The 22,002-nt window shown below is 70.4% G+C and carries 20 protein-coding genes and 1 riboswitch; of the genes, 10 read left to right on the forward strand and 10 right to left on the reverse strand.

Annotation, left to right across the window (positions count from 1 at the left end; translation table 11 throughout):
• Genes cobJ through cobG form a run of 4 tightly spaced genes read right to left on the reverse strand, consistent with a single transcriptional unit; the run spans position 1 to position 4,439 of the window.
• Complete coding sequence (cobJ, locus tag CFB43_RS09275) at positions 1-1,728, reverse strand: precorrin-3B C(17)-methyltransferase (RefSeq protein WP_089494847.1); 1,728 nt, start codon at positions 1,726-1,728, stop codon at positions 1-3.
• A complete protein-coding gene (locus CFB43_RS09280) occupies positions 1,725-2,459 on the reverse strand; it encodes a precorrin-2 C(20)-methyltransferase (protein WP_089494848.1) in 735 nt (244 codons plus the stop codon). Before CFB43_RS09280 ends, cobJ begins: the two co-directional genes overlap by 4 nt.
• On the reverse strand, positions 2,456-3,082 hold the full coding sequence (locus CFB43_RS09285) for a precorrin-8X methylmutase (RefSeq protein WP_046545711.1): 627 nt from the start codon (positions 3,080-3,082) through the stop codon (positions 2,456-2,458). Before CFB43_RS09285 ends, CFB43_RS09280 begins: the two co-directional genes overlap by 4 nt.
• Positions 3,075-4,439, reverse strand: coding sequence for a precorrin-3B synthase (gene cobG / locus CFB43_RS09290; protein ID WP_306427108.1), 1,365 nt, complete (start codon positions 4,437-4,439; stop codon positions 3,075-3,077). Before cobG ends, CFB43_RS09285 begins: the two co-directional genes overlap by 8 nt.
• A gap of 107 nt (positions 4,440-4,546) precedes the next feature.
• A riboswitch (cobalamin riboswitch) is annotated at positions 4,547-4,737 on the reverse strand.
• 172 nt (positions 4,738-4,909) lie between these two features.
• On the opposite strand from cobG, the gene CFB43_RS09295 reads away from it, so the two are divergent.
• From CFB43_RS09295 to cobM, 5 genes are all read left to right on the forward strand, one after another.
• On the forward strand, positions 4,910-5,176 hold the full coding sequence (locus CFB43_RS09295; protein WP_089494850.1) for a hypothetical protein: 267 nt from the start codon (positions 4,910-4,912) through the stop codon (positions 5,174-5,176).
• Between the two features lie 141 nt (positions 5,177-5,317).
• On the forward strand, positions 5,318-6,571 hold the full coding sequence (gene cbiE, locus CFB43_RS09300) for a precorrin-6y C5,15-methyltransferase (decarboxylating) subunit CbiE (RefSeq protein WP_089494851.1): 1,254 nt from the start codon (positions 5,318-5,320) through the stop codon (positions 6,569-6,571).
• On the forward strand, positions 6,571-7,659 hold the full coding sequence (locus CFB43_RS09305; RefSeq protein WP_089494852.1) for a cobalt-precorrin-5B (C(1))-methyltransferase: 1,089 nt from the start codon (positions 6,571-6,573) through the stop codon (positions 7,657-7,659). Before cbiE ends, CFB43_RS09305 begins: the two co-directional genes overlap by 1 nt.
• Entirely contained in the window at positions 7,656-8,387 is a 732-nt protein-coding gene (locus CFB43_RS09310) for a cobalt-precorrin-6A reductase (protein ID WP_089494853.1), read from the forward strand. Before CFB43_RS09305 ends, CFB43_RS09310 begins: the two co-directional genes overlap by 4 nt.
• Positions 8,388-8,430: 43 nt before the next feature.
• Positions 8,431-9,159, forward strand: coding sequence for a precorrin-4 C(11)-methyltransferase (gene cobM / locus CFB43_RS09315; RefSeq protein ID WP_089494854.1), 729 nt, complete (start codon positions 8,431-8,433; stop codon positions 9,157-9,159).
• On the opposite strand, the gene CFB43_RS09320 is transcribed toward cobM, so the two are convergent.
• On the reverse strand, positions 9,160-10,338 hold the full coding sequence (locus CFB43_RS09320; RefSeq protein WP_089494855.1) for an MFS transporter: 1,179 nt from the start codon (positions 10,336-10,338) through the stop codon (positions 9,160-9,162).
• Between the two features lie 133 nt (positions 10,339-10,471).
• Between CFB43_RS09320 and CFB43_RS09325 the strand changes: the two genes are divergently transcribed.
• Positions 10,472-10,987 carry a MarR family winged helix-turn-helix transcriptional regulator gene (locus CFB43_RS09325; RefSeq protein WP_089494856.1) on the forward strand — a complete coding sequence of 172 codons (516 nt, stop codon included), beginning with the start codon at positions 10,472-10,474 and terminating at the stop codon, positions 10,985-10,987.
• Positions 10,988-11,205: 218 nt separating this feature from the next.
• Here CFB43_RS09325 and CFB43_RS09330 read toward each other — a convergent pair whose 3' ends face one another.
• A complete protein-coding gene (locus tag CFB43_RS09330; RefSeq protein ID WP_089494857.1) occupies positions 11,206-11,913 on the reverse strand; it encodes a pirin family protein in 708 nt (235 codons plus the stop codon).
• Between the two features lie 80 nt (positions 11,914-11,993).
• Complete coding sequence (locus CFB43_RS09335; protein ID WP_089494858.1) at positions 11,994-12,758, reverse strand: SDR family NAD(P)-dependent oxidoreductase; 765 nt, start codon at positions 12,756-12,758, stop codon at positions 11,994-11,996.
• A gap of 139 nt (positions 12,759-12,897) precedes the next feature.
• On the opposite strand from CFB43_RS09335, the gene CFB43_RS09340 reads away from it, so the two are divergent.
• A complete protein-coding gene (locus tag CFB43_RS09340) occupies positions 12,898-13,815 on the forward strand; it encodes a LysR family transcriptional regulator (protein WP_089494859.1) in 918 nt (305 codons plus the stop codon).
• Positions 13,816-13,995: 180 nt separating this feature from the next.
• Here the strand turns inward: CFB43_RS09340 and CFB43_RS09345 are convergent, their stop codons facing one another.
• The 3 genes from CFB43_RS09345 to CFB43_RS09355 all read right to left on the reverse strand — a co-directional run bounded on the left by CFB43_RS09345 (position 13,996) and on the right by CFB43_RS09355 (position 18,923).
• Positions 13,996-14,700: a glutathione binding-like protein gene (locus CFB43_RS09345; protein ID WP_089494860.1), complete on the reverse strand. Its 705-nt coding sequence runs from the start codon at positions 14,698-14,700 to the stop codon at positions 13,996-13,998.
• 172 nt (positions 14,701-14,872) lie between these two features.
• Positions 14,873-15,997 carry a porin gene (locus CFB43_RS09350; protein WP_089494861.1) on the reverse strand — a complete coding sequence of 375 codons (1,125 nt, stop codon included), beginning with the start codon at positions 15,995-15,997 and terminating at the stop codon, positions 14,873-14,875.
• Positions 15,998-16,220: 223 nt separating this feature from the next.
• On the reverse strand, positions 16,221-18,923 hold the full coding sequence (locus CFB43_RS09355) for a LuxR C-terminal-related transcriptional regulator (RefSeq protein ID WP_089494862.1): 2,703 nt from the start codon (positions 18,921-18,923) through the stop codon (positions 16,221-16,223).
• A 242-nt stretch (positions 18,924-19,165) separates the two neighbouring features.
• Here CFB43_RS09355 and CFB43_RS09360 point away from each other — a divergent pair, with 242 nt between their 5' ends.
• The 3 genes from CFB43_RS09360 to CFB43_RS09370 are packed head-to-tail and all read left to right on the forward strand — an operon-like array spanning position 19,166 to position 21,971.
• Positions 19,166-20,113: a universal stress protein gene (locus CFB43_RS09360; protein ID WP_089494863.1), complete on the forward strand. Its 948-nt coding sequence runs from the start codon at positions 19,166-19,168 to the stop codon at positions 20,111-20,113.
• Positions 20,114-20,131: 18 nt separating this feature from the next.
• Positions 20,132-21,112 (forward strand): quinone oxidoreductase family protein, encoded by a 981-nt coding sequence (locus tag CFB43_RS09365; protein ID WP_089494864.1) that lies wholly within the window; start codon positions 20,132-20,134, stop codon positions 21,110-21,112.
• A 10-nt stretch (positions 21,113-21,122) separates the two neighbouring features.
• The gene (locus tag CFB43_RS09370; protein ID WP_089494865.1) at positions 21,123-21,971 is read left to right on the forward strand and encodes a TauD/TfdA dioxygenase family protein; all 849 of its coding nucleotides are present in this window, start codon (positions 21,123-21,125) and stop codon (positions 21,969-21,971) included.
• Positions 21,972-22,002: the final 31 nt, after the last annotated feature.

Consider the following 22,002-nt stretch of genomic DNA (forward strand, 5'->3'; position numbering starts at 1 on the left):
TCAGCGATACCAGCGCGGCGTATAGACCCACTCGCGTGCGTTGCCGATCGCGAAGCACCGCGTCGTCGACGAGCCGACGATCACCATCGTGCGCATGTCGACCTGGTCGCTGCGCAGCGCGCCGAGCGTCGTCGTCGTGAGCGTGGCGCCCGGCCGGCCGATATCGCGGCCGAGCACGACCACCGTCTCGGCGCTGCGGTGCGCGCGCACGGCATCGAGCGCACGATCGAGCTGCCACGGCCGTGCACGCGAGATCGGGTTGTAGAACGCCATCACCAGATCGGCCTGCGCCGCGTGCCGCAGGCGCGTCTCGATCACGTCCCACGGCTTCAGGTTGTCCGACAGCGAGATCGCGCAGAAGTCGTGGCCAAGCGGCGCACCGGCCTGCGCGGCCGTCGCGAGCGACGCCGAGATGCCGGGCTCAATGCGCAGGTCGACCGCGGCCCAATGCGGGTCGCGCGCTTCGTCGAGCGCTTCGAGCACGGCCGCGGCCATCGCGAACACGCCCGGGTCGCCCGACGACACGACCGCGACGCGCCGGCCCTCGGCCGCGAGTTCGAACGCATGGCGGGCGCGCTGCATCTCTTCGCGATTGTCGGTGCCGTGCACGCGCTGGTCGTCGCGGAACGGGCAGGCCATGTTCACGTAGGTCGTGTAGCCGAGGATGTCGGTCGCGTCCGCGAGCGCGGCGCGCGCAGCCGGCGTGAGCCACGCGGCGCCGCCCGGGCCGAGGCCGAGCACCGTCAGGCGGCCACGCGCACGGCCGAGCGTGGCGGGGTCGACCGGATGCGACGCGACCGCGCATGCGATGCCGTTCGTCGTGGAACGCAGCGTGTGTGCGACGCGCAACGCGCGACCGAGCAGGGTGGCCGCATCATCTGTCGCGTCAGCGTCGCCATCTTTATCGGTATCGGCATCGACGAAGCGCAGCGGCACGTCGAGCGTGTGCGCGGCTTCTTCCAGCACGGCATCACCGATTGCCGATGCGGGCGCAACGATCGCGGCAAGCGCCAGCCGTGCGAGACCTTGCGAATCGAGTGCAGCATCGATGCGTGCGGCAAGCGCTTCATCCGCGTGGATAGCCTGCGCATCGACGCCGATCACCACGCTGCGCGGATGAATCACGAGTTCGTCGCGCGCGCCGCGCCATGCCTCTGGGGTCACGCGGATCGCATGCGCGGCGGCTTCGTCGCGCGGCAGCGCGACATCGTCGAGCCACGGCGCCGCGCCGTCGATGCGCGTTGACGCGCCCGCGAGCAGATCGGACACGAAGCGCTTGCCCTGGCCGAGATCCGCGAGTGCATAGCCTTCCGGCGGATTGAGCACGCACGCGCCGAAACGCAGTTCGCCGCTCGTCGTGATCGCCGGCGCAACGCCGACGCATGCGGCGATTTCCCGCGCGATCACGTTGACGCCCGTCAGCCCGCCGAGCAGCGGCACGACCGCCGAGCCGTCTTCCGCCACCGCGAGCACGGGCGGCTCGACGCCCTTGTCGGCGAGCGCGGCGGCGATGCAGCGGATCACGATGCCGGCCGCGCACAGCGCGACGATCGGCAGTCCGCGCGCATAGAGTTCACGCAGATGTGCGCCGAGATCGTCGAACGGCACATCGGCCGCGACGCGCGATGCGAGGCCATGCACGCGCGCACCCGGATAACGCGCCTGGATGCGCCGCGCGGTTTCGAGCGCGCCCGCGCCGAGAATCACGATCGCGGGCGGAGTCGTCATCCTTGCCATTTTTCCCCCGGCACGACGAGCAGCGAGAAATACGGCGACGCCATCGGGTCGACTTCGTCGAGCGGCACGATGCGCTGGCTCGCCATCGTCGCGCGCTCGACATACAGCGCGCGCTTCGCGAGCCCCAGCGCGTCGAGCACGCGCCGCACCTTGTCGAAATTGCGGCCGAGCTTCATCACGACGGCCGCGTCGGCCCGCGCGAGCCGCTCGCGCAGTTCGGGCTCGGGCAGTACACCCGACAGCACCGACAGGCTCTGGTTGCGATAGACGAGCGGCTGGCCGAGCACCGCGGTGCCCCCAAGCATTGAACACACGCCGGGGATCACCTCGGTGTCGTAGCGCGGCGCGAGGCGGTCGTGCAGGTACATGTACGAGCCGTAGAAGAACGGATCGCCTTCGCAGATCACCGCGACGTCGCGCCCCGCGTCGAGGTGCGCGGCAACGATCTCGGCGGCCGTGTCGTAGAAGTCGGCGATCACCGTCTCGTAGCACAGCGGCGGCGGCAAGGCCTCGGTCGTCACCGGATAGACGAGCGGCAGCTGCGTCTGCGCGTCCTGCAGGTGCGCTTCGACGATGCCGTACGCATTGCCTTTCTTGCCCTTCGCGACGAAATACGCGACCACGGGCGCGGCCTGCAGCACGCGCAGCGCCTTGATCGTCATCAGTTCGGGATCGCCGGGGCCGACGCCGACCCCGAACAGGCGTCCGCGCGCGGTCGTCATTCGACCTCCGTCGCGAGTGCGTTGACCGCCGCCGCCGCCATCGCGCTGCCACCGCGCCGGCCGAGCAGGGCGACGTACGGCACGCCGCGGCTGTCGGCATCGAGCAGCGCCTTCGATTCGGCCGCGCCGATGAAGCCGACCGGGAAACCGAGGATCAGCGCGGGGCGCGGCGCACCGGCGTCGATCATGTCGAGCAGATGGAACAGCGCGGTCGGCGCATTGCCGATCACGACAACGCTGCCCGCGAGATGCGGGCGCCACAGCTCGAGCGCGGCGGCCGAACGCGTGTTGCCGAGATGGCGCGCGAGATCGGGCACCTCGGGCTCGCCGAGCGTGCAGATCACGCGGTTGTCGGCAGGCAGCCGCGCACGCGTGATGCCTTCGGCGACCATCCGCGCGTCGCACAGGATCGGCGCGCCGGCCGCGAGCGCCGTGCGGCCCGCCGTACCGGCGCCGGCCGAGAAGCGCAGGTCATAGACGACGTCGACCATCCCGCACGCATGGATCACGCGCACCGCGAGTTTCTCGAGGTCGGGCGGAACCTGCGACAGGTCGGCCTCGGCGCGGATCGTCGCGAACGACTGGCGGTAGATTTCCTGCCCGTCGCGAATGTAGTCAAGCATCGGTGGTGTCCTGGCTGTGCCGCGCGCCCGTCAGTCGGGCCGCGGCCTGGTCAATCGTCAGATGGCGCGCGAGCGGGGCGCCGAGGCCCGCGGCGGCGTCGCGCCGGTAAAGGTCGTAGTGCGCGGGCGCAACCGCGACGAGCGTGTGCGTCGCGGGATGCGGCAGCGCGCAGTGGCGCTCGCAGCCGGTCAGGTGCACGTCGACTGCGTGGCCGATGCGGGCGGCGAGCGCGCGTGCATCGTGCTTCGTGTCGGCGCGCGCCTTCGCGCAGCCCGCGCTGCCGGTGCACGCGACGAGCGTCGCCAGCGGATCGGACGACGCGCAGACGAGGCCGAGCGACGCGAGCGCATCGAGCGCGGCCGGTGCGCGTTCGCGCGATACGCGATGCAGGAATACGCCTTGCCATGGCGTCATCGACAGCGTGCCGTCGCCGTCGCTTTCGGCCAGCGCCGCGAGCCGTTCCAGTTGGGTGGCATCGAGCCGGCCGAGCACGAATTGCGCGCCGACGTTGCAGCGCGTCGCATCGAGCGACGGGCGCACGCCGAAACGCAGCGTCGGGTCGGTGCACGTGCGGCGCCAGCCGGCGAGTGCCGGATCGGCTTCAAGCGGGAAGGGCAGGTAGTGCTGCGCGCGTTCGAGCAGCGCGCGTTCGCCGCATGTTGCGAGCAGCGCGCGCATCCGCGTGACGTCGGCCGGTGCGAGATCGAGGAACGCGAGCAGCAGCGCGCGGACCAGCGCGACACCTTGATCGGGCGCGACATCGACCGCGGCGGGCGGGTCATCGTGCGCGACCGGCGGACAACCGGCCAGCCCGGCCGCGACGCGCACCGCACCATCGCTGCGGCGCCAGGCGGCCAGCCAGATGTCGTGCGGATGGTCGAGCGCCGCAACCGATTCGCCGCCGTCGAGCTGGATCGAGAATTTCGGCGACAGCTCGCCACGGCGCGGCTCGTGCGCCAGCATGTCGAAGAGCGGTGCGGCGAGTGCGCGGCTGTCGACGAGCGCGGCAGGGTCGTGGCCGGCGAGCGGGCTGAGCATCACGTTGCGCACGTCGTCGCTTGCGGCGAGCGCGGCCGCATCGGCGTCTGCATTCGAGGTGGCGTCGACGGGCGGGCCGAGACCCGCTTCGAGCAACGCACGCGTCAGCGCGTCGGCCGCGCCGTCGCGAATGCCGCGCAGCTGGAGATTCGCGCGATTGGTCGCGTCGATCGTGCCGGAGCCGAAGGCGCGCGCGGCGGCGGCGATCGCACGCGCGTGGCGCGCATCGAGCCGGCCGCCCGGCAGCTTGATCCGGCACAGCCCGCCGTCGGCGGCCGCGACCACGCGCACGAGCCCCGGGCAGGCCGACGGGCGCACGACGGGCGACGCAGGAATCGAAACGGGGGCGGAACTCAACGGGGTACCGGGACAGTGTCGGGCCGCGGCCAACGCATCGGTACACCCCGCCCGACGCCGACTGGCACGCACGCACTTTCTGGCCGGCAGGTCTCCTGGCTGACAGGTCGGCGCCGGCTCCCGGCCTTCCCGGTGGAACCAGTGGCATGAGGGGGAGATCGGCTCGCTGTCTACAGTTGCGGGGGCAGCCACAGCGGCGCGTGGCGCGCCCTGTGTTCCCTCTTCGGCCCCGAGGGGCACCGGCGAACGAACGGCCGTAGGATACCCGATTTTCGAGACGATCCGGCATTGTCGATATGCCGCGCAACCGCGTCACAGCGTAGTTTCAGCCGGTTTTGCTCTATCTCGCAAATGGTACGATTGGCGGCTCGACATTAGACCGGCGACCGCCGGCATCCGCGATGACACTCGGCAGGACGGAGCTGTTCGGCATGGGCATCGCGCTGGGCCTGCTGGCCATCCCGGCCTGGATGCTGCTCGCGTGCATACTGATCCCGCTTGCGCCGTCGGCCGAGTGGCCGAAGAATGTCGGGCTCGCCGGTCTCGGCGTGCCGATCGTGGCGGGCGGCACGTTCCTGTACAGGAAAAGCGGGGCGCGGCCGCTGATGTGGCTGCTGCTCGGCTGGCTGCTGATCGCGTCGATCGGCGGGATGGTTCTGGCCTTGCTGACGTTTGTCGTCGGCGTGCCGCTCGGCTGATGTCGTGGCCGTATCGCACCGGCAGGCGTGCGACAAGCACGGCGCGGGAGCGGATCGGGATCATCAACGAATCAACGCGCGACGGCCCAGCCGCCGCGCATCGCAACACACGGTAGGAAATCGAACGATGGGGAAGGGTGCATGACGGCGTGGCTGACGGTAGTGGGCATCGGCGACGACGGTTACGCGGGGCTCGGACGCAGCGCGCGGCGCGCGCTGCTCGACGCGACGCTCGTCGTCGGCGCGAAGCGGCATCTCGACATGCTGCCCGCGCGGCTGCCGGCCGCGCGCGAAACGTGGCCGTCGCCGTTCGATCTCGCGGGCGTGCTGGCGCGGCGCGCGTCGCCCGTCTGCGTGCTCGCCAGCGGCGACCCGATGCTGTTCGGTGTCGGTGCCACGCTCGCGCGCCAGCTTTCCCCCGACGAATGGCGCGTACTGCCCGCGCCGTCGTCGCTGTCGCTCGCGGCCGCGCGCCTCGGCTGGGCGTTGCAGGATATCGGCGCGGTCTCGCTCGTCGGCCGGCCGCTGGCGACGCTCGCGCGCCACCTGCTGCCCGGGCGCCGCCTGTTCGTGCTGAGCGCCGACGGCCGCACACCGGCCGCCGTCGCGGCCGAACTCGTCGCACGCGGCTTCGGGCTGACGCGCATCAGCGTGTTCGAACATCTGGGCGGCCCGCTCGAGCGGCGTCTCGACGCTCTCGCGCAGGACTGGCGCATCGACGAAACGGCCGCGCTCAACCTGGTCGCGCTCGACTGCCAGGCCGGCCCCGACGCGCCGCGCCGCGCACTTACACCCGGCCTGCCCGACGATGCATACCGTCACGACGGCCAGCTCACCAAGCGCGACCTGCGCGCGATGACGCTCGGGCGTCTCGCGCCCGCGCCCGGCGAGCTGCTGTGGGACGTCGGCGCCGGCAGCGGCTCGATCGGCATCGAATGGATGCGCGCGCATCCGTCATGCCAGGCGATCGCGATCGAAGCGCATGCGGAACGGCAGCGCTTCATCGAGCACAACCGCGACGCGCTCGGCGTGCCGGGCCTGCAGCTCGTCGCGGGCCGCGCGCCCGATGCGCTCGCGGGGCTCGCCGTGCCCGACGCGATCTTCATCGGCGGCGGGGCGACCGCGCCCGGCGTGCTCGACGCGTGCTGGGCAACGCTGAAGCCCGGCGGCCGGCTGGTCGCGAACGCGGTCACGCTGCAGGGCGAGATGACGCTCGCCGCCTGGCGCGAGGTGCACGGCGGCACGCTCACGCGCGTGTCGCTCGCACACGCCGAGCCGCTCGGCCGCTTCGATACGTGGCGACAACCGTTGCCGGTCACGCTGTACGACGTGCGCAAGCCCGACGCGGCCGACATATCCGCCTCGTCGGCCACGACGAACGCAACGGACGCGTGATGCGCGACGAGACCCCCGAACAGCCCGCGCCGCTACGCTTCGGCTATACGACCGGCAGCTGCGCGACCGCGACGTCGCTCGCCGCCGCGCGGCTGCTGCTCGCGGGTAGTGCGGCCGACGCGGTCGAGATCGTGCTGCCGAAGGGGCAGCGCGTGATGATGCGGCTCGCGTTCTGCCGGGCCACCGCCGACGGTGCGGAAGCCGGCACGATCAAGGATGCCGGCGACGATCCGGACGTCACGCACGGCGCGCTGATCTTCGCGCGCGTCGCGCTCGCGGCGGTGCCCGGCGTGCGGTTTCATGCGGGGCCGGGCGTCGGCACGGTCACGCGCGCGGGGCTGACGCTGGCGGTCGGCGAACCGGCGATCAACCCGGTGCCGCGCCAGATGATGACGACGCACCTGGACGCACTGGCGGCCGAGCACGGCTATGCGGGCGGCTTCGACGTGACGATCGGCGTCGAGGGCGGTGAAGCGCTCGCGCTGAAGACGATGAACCCGCGCCTCGGCATCGTCGGCGGGCTGTCGATCCTCGGCACGACCGGCATCGTGCGGCCATTCTCGTGCTCGGCCTATATCGCGTCGATCCACCAGGGCATCGACGTCGCGCGGGCGAACGGCATCGCACACATCGCCGCGTGCACGGGCAACGCGAGCGAAGACGCGATGCGCGCGCACTATCACCTGCCCGACATGGCGCTGATCGAGATGGGCGATTTCGCGGGCGCAGTGCTCAAGCACCTGCGGCGCGCGCCGGTCGCGCGGCTGTCGATGTGCGGCGGCTTCGGCAAGCTCAGCAAGCTCGCGGCCGGCCATCTCGACCTGCACAGCCGCCATTCGAGCATCGACCTGCCGCTGCTCGCGCAGTGGGCGGCCGAGGCCGGCGCAAGCGATGCGCTGCAGGCCGCGATGCGCGCCGCGAACACGAGCCAGGAAGCGCTGAAGCTCGCGCACGCCGACGGCGTGCCGCTCGGCGATCTCGTCTGTGCACAGGCGTTGCGCGTCGCACGCGACATCGTGCCGCCGTCGGTCGCGGTCGAGATGTTCGCGATCGACCGGCAGGGCCGCTTCGTCGGGGAGGCGCGATGAGCACGCGCATCCTGCTGCTCGGCGGCACCGGCGACGCACTGAAGATCGCGCGCGCGCTTGGGTCCCGTCACGTCTATAGCCTGGCCGGCCTCGGCAAGGTACCGGACGACCTGCGCTGCGACGTGCGCGTCGGCGGTTTCGGCGGCGCGGCCGGGCTGACCGCCTATCTGCGCGACGCCGGTATCGGCCTCGTGATCGATGCGACCCATCCGTACGCGGCGCAAATCAGCGCGAATGCCGCCGCCGCGGCGCGTGAAGCGGGCGTGCCGCTGTGGGCGCTGCGCCGCGCGCCGTGGGTGCCGCAACCCGGCGACGACTGGCGCATGGTCGACGACTGGGCCGGCATCGAGGCCGCGCTCGCGCCGTTCAGGCGGCCGCTGTTCACGCTCGGCCGCGAACCGCTCGCGCATCTCGACGCGATCCCGCCGCACCAGTTCTGGCTCGTGCGCTGCCTCGACGCGCATCCCGGCAATGCCCGCGCGCAGATCGTCGCCGCGCGCGGGCCATTCACGCTCGACGGCGAGCGCGCGCTGTTCGCGCTGATGGGCATCGACGTCGTCGTCAGCAAGAACAGCGGCGGCACGGCCACGGAAGCCAAGCTCGAGGTCGCGCGCGAACGCAGGGTGCCGGTCGTGATGCTGCGCCGACCGCCGCTGCCTGACGCCGACCGCGCGTTCGATTCGGCCACGGCGCTCATCGACGCGCTCGATCCGGCCGCGCGCGCATGACGCCGCACGGCCGGTCATCCCATGAATTGACGGAGATTTTTCGATGACGGTGTATTTCATCGGCGCGGGCCCCGGCGACCCGGAGCTGATCACGGTGAAGGGCCAGCGCCTCGTGCGCACGTGCCCGGTGATCCTGTATGCGGGTTCGCTCGTGCCGGCGGCCGTGCTCGACGGCCATCGCGCCGAGCAGGTCGTCAATACCGCCGAACTCGACCTCGACGCCATCGTCGCGCTGCTCGCCGGCGCGCACGCGAAGGGGCAGGACGTCGCGCGCGTGCATTCGGGCGACCCGTCGCTGTACGGTGCGATCGGCGAGCAGATTCGCCGCTTGAAAGCGCTCGGGATTCCGTATGAAATCGTACCCGGCGTCACAGCCACGGCCGCGTGCGCGGCGACGCTCGGCGTCGAGCTGACGCTGCCCGGTGTCGCGCAGACGGTGATCCTCACGCGCTTCGCGGGCAAGACGACGATGCCGGAAGGCGAAGCGCTCGGCTCGCTCGCCGCGCACCGCGCGACGCTCGCGATCCATCTCGGCGTGCGCCATCTCGCCCGCATCGTCGACGAGGTGCTGCCGCATTACGGTGCCGATTGCCCGGTCGCGGTGATCTATCGCGCGAGCTGGCCGGATGAAGAACGTGTGACCGGCACGCTCGCCGACATCGTCGGCAAGGTGCAGGGCACGCAGATCGAGCGCACCGCGCTGATCCTGATCGGGCGCGTGCTCGACGCCGAAGGGTTCGCGGATTCGACGCTGTACGCGAGCGCAGGCTGATCACGCACGCGCCGCGTGCAGCACCCGCTTCGGCGCAAACCCCGCCGCCAGCGCGAACAGCGCGACACACAGGCAGGCCATCGCGATCCACGCGGGCGTCAGATCCGCGAGGTGTTGGCGCACGACGCCCGCCGCGAACGGAAACAAGCCGGCGATCAGGTAGCCGATGCCCTGCACGAACCCCGTCAGCGATGCGGCGTCGGCCGGCGTCGCCGCATGGTCGACGGTGACGATCAGCGACAGCGGAAACAGCGCGCCGATCCCCGCGCCCATCAGCAGCGCGGCCGGCAGCGCGAGCGCTTCCGGTGCGGCCAGCATCACCAGCAAGCCGACGAACAGCGACGCGATCGCCGCATGCAGCGCGGGCCGGCGGTCTGGCAGGCGGTCGATCGTCGCGGAGATCGTCAGCCCCGCGACGACTTCCGCGAGCGTCACGCCGCCGAGCAGGCTGCCGGCCGCCGTCGGCGACCAGCCGAGCCGCATGTAGTACGGCGGCAGCCACGCGAGCACGAGCGTGTACGCGCCCGTCGCGATGCCGAAGAACAGCGCGAGCCGCCACGCGCGCGGCGAGCGCGACGGCTGCGCGTTCGACGCCGACGTCGGCCCGGCGGCGAGCGCGTCGCCGCCGCGACTGGCCAGCGGCCACGCCAGCGCGGCCACCCCGGCCGGCAGCGCCCAGCCCGCGAGCGCGGGGAGCCAGCCCCACTGGGCCGCGGCGAACGGCGCGACGACGCTCGCGAGCACGGCGCCGCCCATGATCGACGTCGAATAGACGCCCATCGCACCGCCGATCCGCGTCGCGAAATGCGCCTTCACGAAGCCGGGCAGCAGCGCCTGCACCATCGCGATCCCGACGCCCGCGCAGCACGCGCTCGCGAGCAGCAGCCACGCATGCTGCGCGCCGATGCGCGACACGCAGGCGAGCCCGATCAACGCGACGCCGAGCCAGACGCCGCCCGCGATGCCGGTCAGGCGCTGCAGGCGCCGCGCACTCAGTGCGCCAAGGCCCATCAGCAGGATCGGGATCGTCGTCAGCAGGCTGGCCGCGCCGTCACTGATGCCGGTCGCGCGCTGGATCATGTCGAGCAGCGGGCCGACCGCGGCGAGCGCCGGCCGCAGGTTCAGCCCGACGAGGACGATGGCGGCAAGCCGCCATCCGGGGGAAGTGAAGCGATTCATTGCAAGGCCCTCGATATCGGTGCGCGGCCGCCTCCGGGGAGGTGCCGCGCGCTTTTCATGTAAAGTATCTCGACATCAAGATAAATGCTGACTTATCTCGACGTCAAGATAACTGGTGAGCCGAGGAGGGTTAATGGATCGAGCCGCGCATGCGCTCGCACAATGGCGCGCCGAGCGCCCGGATCTCGACGCGTCGTCGATGGTGGTGATGGGGCGGCTGCAGGAAGCGGCGCTCGTGATCGCGCGCGACCGTCTCAATCCGCTGTTCGCGCGCTACGGGATGCAGCCGGGCGAATTCGACGTGCTGGCCACGCTGCGGCGCGGCGGGCCGCCGTTCGCGCTGACGCCGACGGCGCTGTACGACGCGCTGATGATGTCGTCGGGCGGGATGACCGCGCGCATCGACCGGCTGCAGAAGGCCGGGTGGGTGGAGCGCCGGCCGAACCCGGCGGATGGGCGTGGGACGCTTGTGGCGCTGACGGAGGCTGGCCGCGCGTTGATCGATGAAGCGGTTGTCGCGCATATCGACAATCAGCGGGAGTTGCTGGCTGTGTTGTCGGATGCAGAACAGGCGCAGTTGTCTGAACTGCTGGGAAAGTTGCTGACGGGGCTGGGAGACGGGGCGTCGAAAGGGGCGGAGGGGAAGTAGCGCCGGAGCATGCGTGAGGCGAACGCACGAGGCAGGCAAAAAAATCGTCATGACTTACGTGGACGCCGCTTGCCGCCCCGTGGCGGACACCCCGTCACGCGGAATCCACGTCTGCCCCTCACCGCAAAACGGCCCATAAAGCGACCCAACCGAGCTTTTCGTACGACGCGCAACCATTGAAGCATGTCGTTGCGGTCGAGCCCGAAGGTACGGCTCCCTTACCGCAACAGCTCGACCATCACGACATCGGTGTCGTCTCGTGCCACCAACGTGAGCCGCGCTTCGTCGCGAACGGCAACCCCGTCGCGCGGCGCGAGCCGGACTTCGCCGACATCGAGCCGGCCATGATCTGCAATCAGATACGCCACGCCTGACCCCGGCAACACGTGATGCACCGTCGTGCCTTGGCGTAACGTCGCGATGCGCACGCGCGCGTCGGCGTGGATGGACAGCGCACCCGCGCACACGTCATCGGGATCGCCGCTCGCCAGCGTGACGAAGCGGCCTTCGCGACATTCGCGCGAACAGGTTCGCGTCGCCGAACGCGGCGTGCCGCCGGGCGTGCGTGGATGCAGCCAGATCCGGAACAGCCGCGCAGCGACGTTCTCCTCGTTGCGCTCGGCAAGGTGGATAGCGGCGCCGGCATGCATCACCTGCATGGAATCGGCGACCAGCCGTGTGCGATTGCCCGCGTCATCTTCGAACGTGATCGCGCCCGAGCGCACCCAGGTCACGATCTCGACGTTCCGGTGAGCGTCTAGGCCAAATGCGGCATGCGGAGCCAACGCTTCGTCGTTCCACGCGTAGAGCGCGCCGAGCGAACCATGATCGGGGCGTCCGCAGGCGCCGACGCGGAAATGCATCCGCGTGTCGCGCCAGTCGCTGCGGGTCGCGCCAAGCAACTGAAACGATCGATGTTCGATCATGAGGTGTCCGGGTTCAAATGCGCGTACGCGCCGGGCGCGGGCTCGATCATCGACGATCGCATCCGCGCCCGGCGCAATGCTTAAATCTGCTGCTGGCCGCCATCGACGAACAGCTCGACGCCGTTCACGAAGCTCGCGTCTTCCGAGGCGAGGAACAGCGCGGCACTCGCGATCTCGCCCGGTTCGCCGAGGCGCCCCATCGGGATCTGGGCCGCCAGGTAATCGGCAAGACCCTGGCGCTGGGCGGCATCGTCACCGGCGAGGTCGAGCAGGCCGGGCGTGCGGGTCGCCCCCGGGCTGATCGTGTTCACGCGGACGCGGCGGTCCTTCAGGTCGAGAATCCAGCTGCGTGCGAAGGCGCGCACCGCGGCTTTCGACGCCGAATACACGCTGAAGGCAGAGGTGCCGGCGCTGCCGGCGGTCGAACCGGTGAGAATCACCGATGCGCCCTCGGCGAGCAGCGGCAGCGCTTTTTGCACCGTGAACAACACGCCCTTCACGTTGCGATCGAAGGTGTCGTCGTAGTGTGCTTCGGTGATGTCGCCGAGCGGCAGCATCGAACCGCCGCCGGCGTTCGCGAACAGCACGTCGAGGCGCCCCTGTTCTTCCTTGATCTGCGCGTACAGCGCGTCGAGCTCATCGAGCTTCGTGGAGTCGACACGGACGCCGGTCGCGTTCCCGCCCGCTGCCTGGATGCCTTTCACGGCGGCATCGAGTTCGGCCTGACGGCGCCCGGTGAGGTAGACGTGCGCGCCTTCCGCCGCGAAGCGTTGGGCGGTGGCGAGACCGATGCCGCTGGTTGCGCCGGTCACGAGGGCGATCTTGCTGTCGAGTTTGCGTGCCATTTTGCTTCTCCTTGCATTCGATAAGTGGGACTGCGTTCGGTGTTGCGTGCTGCGATGTGAGGAGAATATCGACGCCCCGATCATTTCGAAATAGAATTGATTGCAACCTAACGTTGCATAAATGAAAAGATGAGGGGCGATGGCCAAGCTGCCGGATTTCGAAGGACTCGCGATGTTCGCGAAGGTCGCCGAGGAAGGATCGTTCGCGGCGGCGGCGCGTGCGATGGGGGTGTCCGTCGCGACGGTCTCGCGGGGCGTCGCCCGTCTGGAGGACCGGCTGGGTGCGCGGCTCTTCAATCGCACGTCGCGGCAGCTCGCGCTGACCGAGTTCGGCCGGACCATTTGCGAGACGGCCGGCGAGATCTATCGTCGGGCCGAGGAGGCGGAAAACGCCGCGCGCGAGATGTCGTCGCAGCCGCGCGGATTGGTGCGGCTCGCCGTGCCGATGTCGTTCGGGCTGCGCTGGGTTGCGCCGCTGTTACCCGGCTTCTTTCGCGCGTATCCCGAGGTGTCGATCGACTTGCATCTTTCCGATGCGTCGGTCGATCTGGTCGCCGACGGTTTTGACGCCGCGCTGCGCATCGCCGCGCTGCCGGATTCCTCGCTGGTCGCGCGCCGGCTGTGCGCGGTCACCCAGTTCGTGGTGGCGTCGCCGGCGTATCTGGAGCGGGAAGGGCGGCCCGCCCATCCGCGCGAACTGGTGGATCGGCCGTGCCTTTCCTATGCCTATCGCGCACGCGGCGATGTGTGGCGGTTCACGAACGGCGCGGGTGAGGAGGAACCGGTCATGCCGACCGGGCCGCTGCGCGTGACGAATGCCGATGCGTTGCTGCCCACGCTGCTCGATGGCCTCGCGATTGCAGAACTGCCCGAATTCATCGCCGGCGAATATCTGGCCGATGGCCGCCTCGAAGCGCTCCTGACCGACTGGTCGTTGACGAAGGGCGGCCTTTACTTCGTCACGCCGTCCGCGCGTGCCCGTCCGGCCAAGGTGGCTGCGCTGTCCGATTACTTTGCGGAACACCTGTCCGATCCGTCGTGGCGGTGGCCCACGTGACGCGCTGGCGTAACTGGCACCGCTACCTCGGCAACTCGAACGTTCGCCGCCGCGCCGAACAACGACACTCTTCACGGCGCTCCCGGAAAATTCGCGAAGACCTTCAAATAAAAAACCCGCCGCGCAATGCGGCGGGTTTTTTCAGATCGCGGCCTGCACGGTGTGCACCCGCTTAACCCATCAGCCTCGTGCCGGAATATTGAGCCCACGCTCGACAGCCGGCCGCGCAACGAACGCATCGAGCACCCGCTTGACGTTCCGGAATTCGCTGAAGCCGACCAGGTCGCCCGCTTCGTAGAAGCCAACGAGGTTCCGCACCCACGGGAAAATCGCGATGTCGGCGATCGTATAGGTATCGCCCATCACCCATTGCCGATTCGCGAGATGCGCGTCGAGCACGCCAAGCAGGCGCTTGGACTCGTCGACATAACGATCACGCGGACGCTTGTCCTCGTAGTCGCGGCCGACGAACTTGTGGAAGAACCCGACCTGGCCGAACATCGGCCCGATGCCGCCCATCTGGAACATCACCCACTGGATCGTCTCGTAGCGGCCCGCGAGATCCTTCGGGATCAGCTGGCCCGTCTTGTCCGCGAGATAGATCAGGATCGCGCCCGATTCGAACAGCGGCAGCGGCTTGCCGTCCGGGCCGTTCGGATCGATGATCGCCGGGATCTTGTTGTTCGGGTTCAGCGACAGGAACGCGGGCGACAGCTGGTCGTTCGTGTCGAAGCGCACGAGGTGCGGCTCGTACGGCAGGCCGGTTTCCTCGAGCATGATCGACACCTTGACGCCGTTCGGCGTCGGCAGCGAGTAGAGCTGGAGACGGTCGGGATGCTGGGCCGGCCACTTTTGCGTGATCGGGAAGGCGGACAGGTCGGACATGGAGGGTCGCTCGTCGAAGTGAAGGATCCGCGCCCCGTTCCTGCTGCCGCACGCGCCACGGTCGATGGCGAGACGGCAGGGCGGAGCGCGCCGAAAACGCCCACTGTAGCCGATCCCGGCGATCGATGCCGAGGGTGGCCACCACACTGCCGGGAGCCGCCGCCGGCAGAGATCAGAAGTTGTGCCGCAGCCCGATCATCGCGGCCGTCGTGCCGACGCCCGGCGCAACCGGCTGCCCGTACACGAGCATCTGGTCCATCGTGCCGCGGTTGTTCACGTGGCCGATCTGCGCATAGACCATCGTCCGCTTCGACAGGCTGTAGTCGGCCGCCAGCACGACCGCCGTCGACTTGTTCGCCGAGACGTTGCGGTCCTTCAGGTAATACACCGCGGACGTCACCTGCAGCGCGGGCGTGAAGCGATAGCCGAGGCCGGCCGACAGCATGTCGAGGTTCACCTTGTCCGCATGCGACGGATTCCTGCCGTTGCCGTACGACGCCGACACCGAGAAATCGTGGATCGTGTATTTCGCGCCGACGTAGATGAAGCGGTTGTTGTCGACGCCGGTCGGCGCGACGCCCGGCGCCGGGCTCGTGTCGTGGCCGTTGTAGTAGGCGGCCGAAGCGTTCAGCCCATCGTTCGCATACCTGAGCACGACCGACTCGCGCGTGCCGCCCTGGAACTGCCCGGCCACGCCGCCCGGCGCGTATTCGAGCGCGATCGACGCACCCGCGAAGGTCGGCGACTGGTAGACGAGCGCATTGCTGTCGTACAGCGCGCCGATCGCTGCGTTGGTGCTCGTCCCCGACCAGCCGGCCGCCGTGTTCAGGCCGAGCCACGCGATCAGCACGCTGCCGAAGAACTGCGCGTTGCGCACGTCGGTGTCGGCCATCGCGTAGATCATCGGCACGATCTGGCGGCCGGCCGTGAACGTGCCGAACGGGCCCGACACGCCGAGCGACGCGACCTGGTTGAAGATCGCGACGGCGCCCGGCGTATCGCTCAGCTGCAGCTTGCCGCTGCCGCTGTCGAACGAGCCCTGCAGCTTGAAGTTGACCTTGTAGCCGCCGCCGATGTCCTCGCTGCCCTTGATGCCCCAGAAGCTCGAGTAGATGCCGCCGTCCTTCATGCGGAACACCTTGCCCGTGTTCGGCGCGGTCGGGCTGAACGATGCCGCCGACGTGCTCTGGTACAGCAGGCCCGAGTCGATCACGCCGTAGAGCGTGACGGAGGATTGGGCCTGCGCGAGCGCCGAGCAGCCGGCAAGCGCCGCGAGCGCGGCCAGTTTCGTCTTCATCGAAGTCTCCAGGGTCGTATTGGACCGGACGGGATCGAGCCCGTCCGGGTGGAGCAGAGAGGCTGGCGGGAAGGTGTGATAGGCCACGCCCGCATGAGCCGTGCGGAAAGACTACGCAACGGCGGGCGGCCGCTCCCCCCCATGCGCGGGGGGCAGGGTTGCGGAGAATCGGAGGAAAGCGGGCGCGACGATGCGCCCGGCTGGCGAAACCGGCGTTACGACGTCAGGGCGCGCTTTCGAGCAGGCCGAGCACCAGCGCGCGGCGCACCGCGTGCTTGCGCGAGCTGGCGTCGAGCTTGCCGAACAGGTTCTTCAGGTGCCACTTCACGGTTTCCTCGCCGACGGCGAGCGCCACCGCGATCTCCTTGTTAGACAGGTTGCGCGCAAGCAGTTCGAGAATCGCGCGCTCCTTCGGCGTCAGCACGACGCTCGGCACCGCGCGCGGGCTGGCCGCGGCGCGCGGGGCGGGCGGCACGATGCGTGGCAGCGGCAGCGCGTGCCGCGCGGGGCCGGTGCCGGCGGCCGCTTCGTCGCCGGCGCGGCGCGCCCAGTCGGCGATGGCCGGATGCGCGTCGGCGAGCGTGCGCGTCAGCCCGAACAGGTCCGCGAGGTTCATCGCTTCGTCGAGCAACGCGCGGCCGCCGCCGCCCGATTGCTCGCGCGCGAACGCGCTGAGCGCCATGATCTCGATGCGCGCCTGCCCCATGCTCATTTCGCGGGCCAGCACGGCGGCTTCGTCGAGCGCCGCGCTTGCATCGTCCCAGCGGCGCGCGGCCAGCGCGGCACCCGCGTGCGCGGTGGCCTGCAGCAGCACGACGGGGCGCCGCCACAACGGCCCGTGCGACGGAAACTCGGCCGCGGCGATCGCATCGATCCGCTCGACGAGCGCGTGGCAGGTCGCCTCGCGATAACGCGCCGCATGAATGCGCACCTGTTCGGCGAGGCTCGCGACCGACAGGCGCGGCAGGCGGCGCGCGACACCCATCGCGTCGAGCGCTTCGAGCAGGTCGATCGCGCGGTGCTCGACGCCGCGCAGCAGCGCGATGCGCGCGGCGGTGCGATAGCCGAGCAGCACGGTGTCGGGCGTGCCCGCATGTTCGAGCACGTCGAGCCGGTTCGCGAGCAGCGCGGCAGCCTGGTCGACACGGTCGGCCTCGTACGCGAGCGCCGCGCACATCGCCGCGAGCATGCAGGTGAGCGGATGGCGGCGCCCGAGATCGGCTTCCGCACGCGCCAGCGCCGGCGACAACGCGTCGTCGGCCAGCCGCACCTGGCCCTCGCGCAGGTAGCTCAGGCCCGTGATCAGCTCGCCCCAGCGTGCGACGTAGCCGAACCCGGCCGCCGTCTCGCCGCGCGGCGCCGCGTGCTGGAAGCGGCGCGCCTGCGCCGGTTCGCCGACGATGATCGCGCGCGCCGACAGCCGGTTCGCATGCATTTGCGCGAGCCAAGTCGCCGCCGGCGGCGTGAAGTCGGCCCACGGTTCGAACAGCTCGACGAAGCGGTCGATTTCGTCGGCGTAATACGCGGCCGCGCTGAGGATCAGCGCGCACTCGTAGCGCATCGCCGCGGGCGTGCCGGGATCCGCGAGGATGCCCGCGATCTGGCGTTGCGCTTCGACATGGCGCTCGCCGAGCGCCAGCGCCCAGGCCACCGCGACGCGCAGCGTCGGGCGCTTGTCGAGCTCCGCATCGGGCAGCAGCGCGAGCCAGTCGAGCACGTCGTTGATGCGGCCCTGCTTGATCGCATCCTCGAGGCAACGCTGCGCGAGCGCGTACGCCACCTCGAACTGGCCGGCCGCATACGCGTGACGGGCGGCTTCCTCGGTCATCCCGTGCGCGTCGAGCCACGCAGCCGCCCGCGCATGCAGCGCGCTGCGCTCGGCGTCGGAGCCCGCGGCCAGGCGGTCGCGCAGCGTGTCGCGCACGAGTGGATGCAGCCGGCACCAGTCCGAATCGTCCGACGCAATGAACAGCGGCGTGTCGCGTGCGAGCCGGGCGAGACGGCCGGGTGCGCCTGCGTCGTCGAGCAGCGCCGCGCACAGCGACGGATGCAGGCGATCGGCGACGCTCGTGCGCGTCAGGAACGCAGTGTCGTCGGCAGACAGGTTCGCGAGCAGCAGCTCGACGAGGCGGTCGCGTGTGCCGTCCACGCGGGCGGCGAGTGCGTCGACCGCCTGGCGCGGGTCGGCCGAGCGCGCCATCGCGGCCATCGCGAGCTGCAGGCCGAGCGGCCAGCCGTCGACGCGCTCGAACAGCCGCGCGCACGCGTCGGCGTCGACCCGCTGCGCAAAGCGCGCGCCGACCAGCGCGATCGTCTCGTCGAGCGTGAAGCGCAGCCAGTCGGGGCCCGCGAGCGTGCACTGCCCGCCGGCGAGCAGGTCGCCGGCCACGTGATCGAGCCCGCGCCGCGCGGCAACCACGACATGCAGGTTTTGCGGCGCGTTGTGCAGCACGTAGGTCAGCGCATCGAGGCCGGCGGGCGGCAACCGCTCCGCATCGTCGACGATCAGCAGCGCATCGATCGACAGTTGCGCGACCTCGGCCAGCCACGCGGTCACGCCCTCCAGCGCGCGCGCCGCGTCGGCCGCGCCCATCGGGATCAGGCGCCCGAAGCCGGGCCGTGCACAACCGGTCCGCACCGCCTGCACGAGCCCTTGCAGCAACCGCGCCGCATCGTCGCGCTCGTCGGCCGACAGCCATACGACCGCACGGCCGAGCGCGAGGGTTTCGCGGCGCCATTGCGCGAGCAGCGACGTCTTGCCGTAACCGGCCGGCGCCTGCACCAGCGTGACCGGCCGGCCGTCGAAAGCGGGTGCGGCAAGGCTCAGCCGCGCGCGGGCCAGCAACTGCGCCGGCACGCGCGGCGCGGTCGTCTTCAGGACCAGTTCGGTGGGAGGCGCGTCGGCGCGATCGGGTGGGTGGGCCATCGGGGCAGCAGTCGGATTCCGGCGGTGCCGTGGGGGCCAGCGTCCGGGGTGGGTGTGGGGGAAGGATCGGCCGAACCGCATTCGCGCGTCAATCCCCCCCGCGACGAGTGGGGCCGCACCGGCGCCGCATCGATAGCATGGGTTCCGATGCAAGACGAACACCGCGAGGAACCCACCCATGAAGATCGTATCGACCGGCACGCGGCGCAGCGCGCCGCTCGCCGGATAAGCGGAGCGGCACGATGTACCGCCATCTGCTCGTGACGGTCGACGGCTCGCCCGGCGGCATCGACGCGATCGGCCATGCGCTCGAACTGGCGCGTGCGGTCGGCGCCCGGGTCACGTTCATGCTGACCGGCGCCGCACCGGACTCGCGTTTATCCGGAGCGCGGCTGCCGGAGCACGGTGCGAAAGTGGAAGCCGCCGCGCGGGCACAGGGGTTGTCTCATGCGATCGCGGGGGCCGGTCATCCGGGCGCCGGCCATCCGGGGGCCGGCGACGCAGCGCCCGGTGCGCTGGCGGCCGAACTCGGCTGCGACCTGATCGGCGTCGCGGCGCTGCCGCACGAGGCCGATGCGGCGGCCTGCGCGCAACGGCAGCACCTGCTCGCGACGAGCGGCGTGCCGGTGCTCGTGTGCACGTCGCGGCGCACGCCGGCCGAGGCGCGCGTGATGGCGCGTTGCCTCGATGCGCATCGTGCGGTCGAAGGGTGGCTGCGTGCGTTGATGACGACCGGCGTACCCGCAAATATGGACGCGCCGCAGCGGCAAGCGGCCGACACGCAGGAGGCGCTGACATCGCTCGCCGTGCTTCAGCGCGCCCGGTTCGGCACGGCCGCCGAAGCGCGCCTGTTCGCGGCATTGCGCATCCGTGCGGAGTGCGTCGCGGCCGAACTGGACGAACTCGACCGCCAGCGGCAGCGCGATGCGCAAGCGCTCGATGCGCTCATGCGGATCGCCGCGGAAGGGCTGCCGTCGGCCGCGTTCGACACGGCGTTCGCCCGCTACGCGCACGGCGCGTTCGAGCAGATGGGGCGGATGGAAGGCGTGATTTTCCCGGCCGCGCGGCGCTATCTCGGCGACGCGGACTGGGCCGGACTGGATGCATCGCTGGCGGACGGCGCAGCCGCGACCCCACCACGCGCGAACGAACCGAACGAACCCGACGATGCGCGGCGCGCATCCGACTGACACCTTACGGAGAACACCATGGCACATGCAGTGCGATTCCACGAAACCGGCGGCCCCGAGGTCCTGCGCTGGGAGGAAGTCGAGGTCGGCGACCCGGGCCACGGCCAGGTGCGCCTGCGGCACGACGCGGTCGGCCTGAATTTCGCCGACACGTACTTCCGCAGCGGCCTTTATCCGGTGCCGCTGCCTGCCGGCCTCGGCGTCGAGGCGGCCGGCGTGGTCGAAGCGGTCGGCCCCGGCGTGACGCACGTCGCCGTCGGCGACCGCGTGACCTACACGGGCTTCCTGAACACGCTCGGCGCATACAGCACCGAACGGCTGATTCCCGCCGCGCCGCTCGTGCGGCTGCCGGCCGGCATCACGTGCGAAACGGCCGCGGCGATGACGATGCGCGGCCTGACGTCGGCCTACCTGCTGCGCCGCATCCATGCATTCGCGCCGGGCGACACGATCCTGCTGCACGCGGCCGCCGGCGGCGTCGGGCTGATCGTGTCGCAATGGGCGAAGCTGCTCGGGCTCACGGTGATCGGCACCGTCTCCAGCGAGCACAAGGCCGAAATCGCCCGCGCACACGGTTGCGACCACACGATCGACTACAGCCGCGAGGACGTCGCGAAGCGCGTGCGCGAACTGACGGACGGCGCGGGCGTCGACGTCGTGTTCGACAGCGTCGGCAAGGACACCTTCGAAGGCTCGCTCGATTCGCTGAAGCGGCGCGGGCTGATGGTGTGCGTCGGCACCGCGTCGGGCCCGATCCCGCCGTTCGATCCGCAGCGCCTCGCGATGAAAGGCTCGCTATACCTGACGCGCCCGGCGCTGGCCGACTACATCGCCGATCCGGCCGAGAAGAACGACCTGGCCGGCGAACTGTTCGCGCACGTCGCGGCCGGCCGGATCCGGATCGAGATCAACCAGCGCTACGCGCTGCAGGACGCCGCGCAGGCGCATCGCGATCTCGAATCGCGCAAGACGACCGGTTCGTCGGTGTTCATCGTCTGAGGAGACGCGCATGCGAGTCGAACCCCTGACCTGCGCGATCGGCGCGGAACTGCTGGATGTGAGCCTCGCCGACGCCGTGCACGACGACGGCCTGTTCGCCGAGATCCGCGGGCAGCTGCTTCGCCATCGCGTGCTGTTCCTGCGCGACCAGGACATCACGCGCGCCGAGCACGTCGCGTTCGCGCGGCGCTTCGGCGAGCTCGAGGATCATCCGGTGGCCGGCAGCGATCCCGAGCATCCGGGGCTCGTGCGGATCTACAAGTCGCCCGACCAGCCGAACGACCGCTACGAGAATGCGTGGCACAGCGATGCGAGCTGGCGCGTGGCGCCGCCGTTCGGCTGCGTGCTGCGCTGCATCGACGGTCCGCCGGTTGGCGGCGACACGATGTGGGCGAACATGGTGCTCGCCTACGAGCGCCTGCCTGACCACGTGAAGCAGCAGATCGACGACTTGCGCGCGCGCCACAGCATCGAGGCGAGCTTCGGCGCGGCGATGCCGATCGACAAGCGCCTCGCGCTCAAGGCGCAGTACCCGGACGCCGAGCATCCGGTCGTGCGCACGCATCCCGAAACGGGCGAGAAGGTGCTGTACGTGAATGCGTTCACCACGCATTTCACGAACTTCCACACGCCGGCGCGCGTGCGGGTCGGGCAGGACGCGAATCCCGGCGCCGGCCAGTTGCTGCAATACCTGATCAGCCAGGCGTACATCCCCGAGTACCAGGTGCGCTGGCGCTGGAAGAAGCACAGCGTCGCGATCTGGGACAACCGCAGCACCCAGCACTACGCGGTGATGGACTACCCGCCGTGCGTACGCCAGATGGAGCGCGCGGGCATCGTCGGCGACGTGCCGGTCTGAGCCCGCCAACACCGTAGCCCATCTCTGAAAC

This window comes from Burkholderia sp. AU15512 (assembly GCF_002223325.1).
Classification (GTDB): Bacteria; Pseudomonadota; Gammaproteobacteria; order Burkholderiales; family Burkholderiaceae; genus Burkholderia.

Bases quoted from the DNA above. Each gene is read 5' to 3' on its own strand.
- cobM (WP_089494854.1), top strand. From the start codon at position 8,431: ATGACGGTGTATTTCATCGGCGCGGGCCCCGGCGACCCGGAGCTGATC.
- CFB43_RS09340 (WP_089494859.1), top strand. From the start codon at position 12,898: ATGGCCAAGCTGCCGGATTTCGAAGGACTCGCGATGTTCGCGAAGGTC.
- CFB43_RS09285 (WP_046545711.1), bottom strand. From the start codon at position 3,082: ATGCTTGACTACATTCGCGACGGGCAGGAAATCTACCGCCAGTCGTTC.
- cbiE (WP_089494851.1), top strand. From the start codon at position 5,318: ATGACGGCGTGGCTGACGGTAGTGGGCATCGGCGACGACGGTTACGCG.
- cobJ (WP_089494847.1), bottom strand. From the start codon at position 1,728: ATGACGACTCCGCCCGCGATCGTGATTCTCGGCGCGGGCGCGCTCGAA.
- CFB43_RS09360 (WP_089494863.1), top strand. From the start codon at position 19,166: ATGTACCGCCATCTGCTCGTGACGGTCGACGGCTCGCCCGGCGGCATC.
- CFB43_RS09335 (WP_089494858.1), bottom strand. From the start codon at position 12,758: ATGGCACGCAAACTCGACAGCAAGATCGCCCTCGTGACCGGCGCAACC.
- CFB43_RS09330 (WP_089494857.1), bottom strand. From the start codon at position 11,913: ATGATCGAACATCGATCGTTTCAGTTGCTTGGCGCGACCCGCAGCGAC.
- CFB43_RS09305 (WP_089494852.1), top strand. From the start codon at position 6,571: ATGCGCGACGAGACCCCCGAACAGCCCGCGCCGCTACGCTTCGGCTAT.
- CFB43_RS09320 (WP_089494855.1), bottom strand. From the start codon at position 10,338: ATGAATCGCTTCACTTCCCCCGGATGGCGGCTTGCCGCCATCGTCCTC.
- CFB43_RS09325 (WP_089494856.1), top strand. From the start codon at position 10,472: ATGGATCGAGCCGCGCATGCGCTCGCACAATGGCGCGCCGAGCGCCCG.
- CFB43_RS09295 (WP_089494850.1), top strand. From the start codon at position 4,910: ATGGGCATCGCGCTGGGCCTGCTGGCCATCCCGGCCTGGATGCTGCTC.
- CFB43_RS09345 (WP_089494860.1), bottom strand. From the start codon at position 14,700: ATGTCCGACCTGTCCGCCTTCCCGATCACGCAAAAGTGGCCGGCCCAG.
- CFB43_RS09365 (WP_089494864.1), top strand. From the start codon at position 20,132: ATGGCACATGCAGTGCGATTCCACGAAACCGGCGGCCCCGAGGTCCTG.
- CFB43_RS09370 (WP_089494865.1), top strand. From the start codon at position 21,123: ATGCGAGTCGAACCCCTGACCTGCGCGATCGGCGCGGAACTGCTGGAT.
- CFB43_RS09280 (WP_089494848.1), bottom strand. From the start codon at position 2,459: ATGACGACCGCGCGCGGACGCCTGTTCGGGGTCGGCGTCGGCCCCGGC.
- CFB43_RS09355 (WP_089494862.1), bottom strand. From the start codon at position 18,923: ATGGCCCACCCACCCGATCGCGCCGACGCGCCTCCCACCGAACTGGTC.
- CFB43_RS09310 (WP_089494853.1), top strand. From the start codon at position 7,656: ATGAGCACGCGCATCCTGCTGCTCGGCGGCACCGGCGACGCACTGAAG.
- CFB43_RS09350 (WP_089494861.1), bottom strand. From the start codon at position 15,997: ATGAAGACGAAACTGGCCGCGCTCGCGGCGCTTGCCGGCTGCTCGGCG.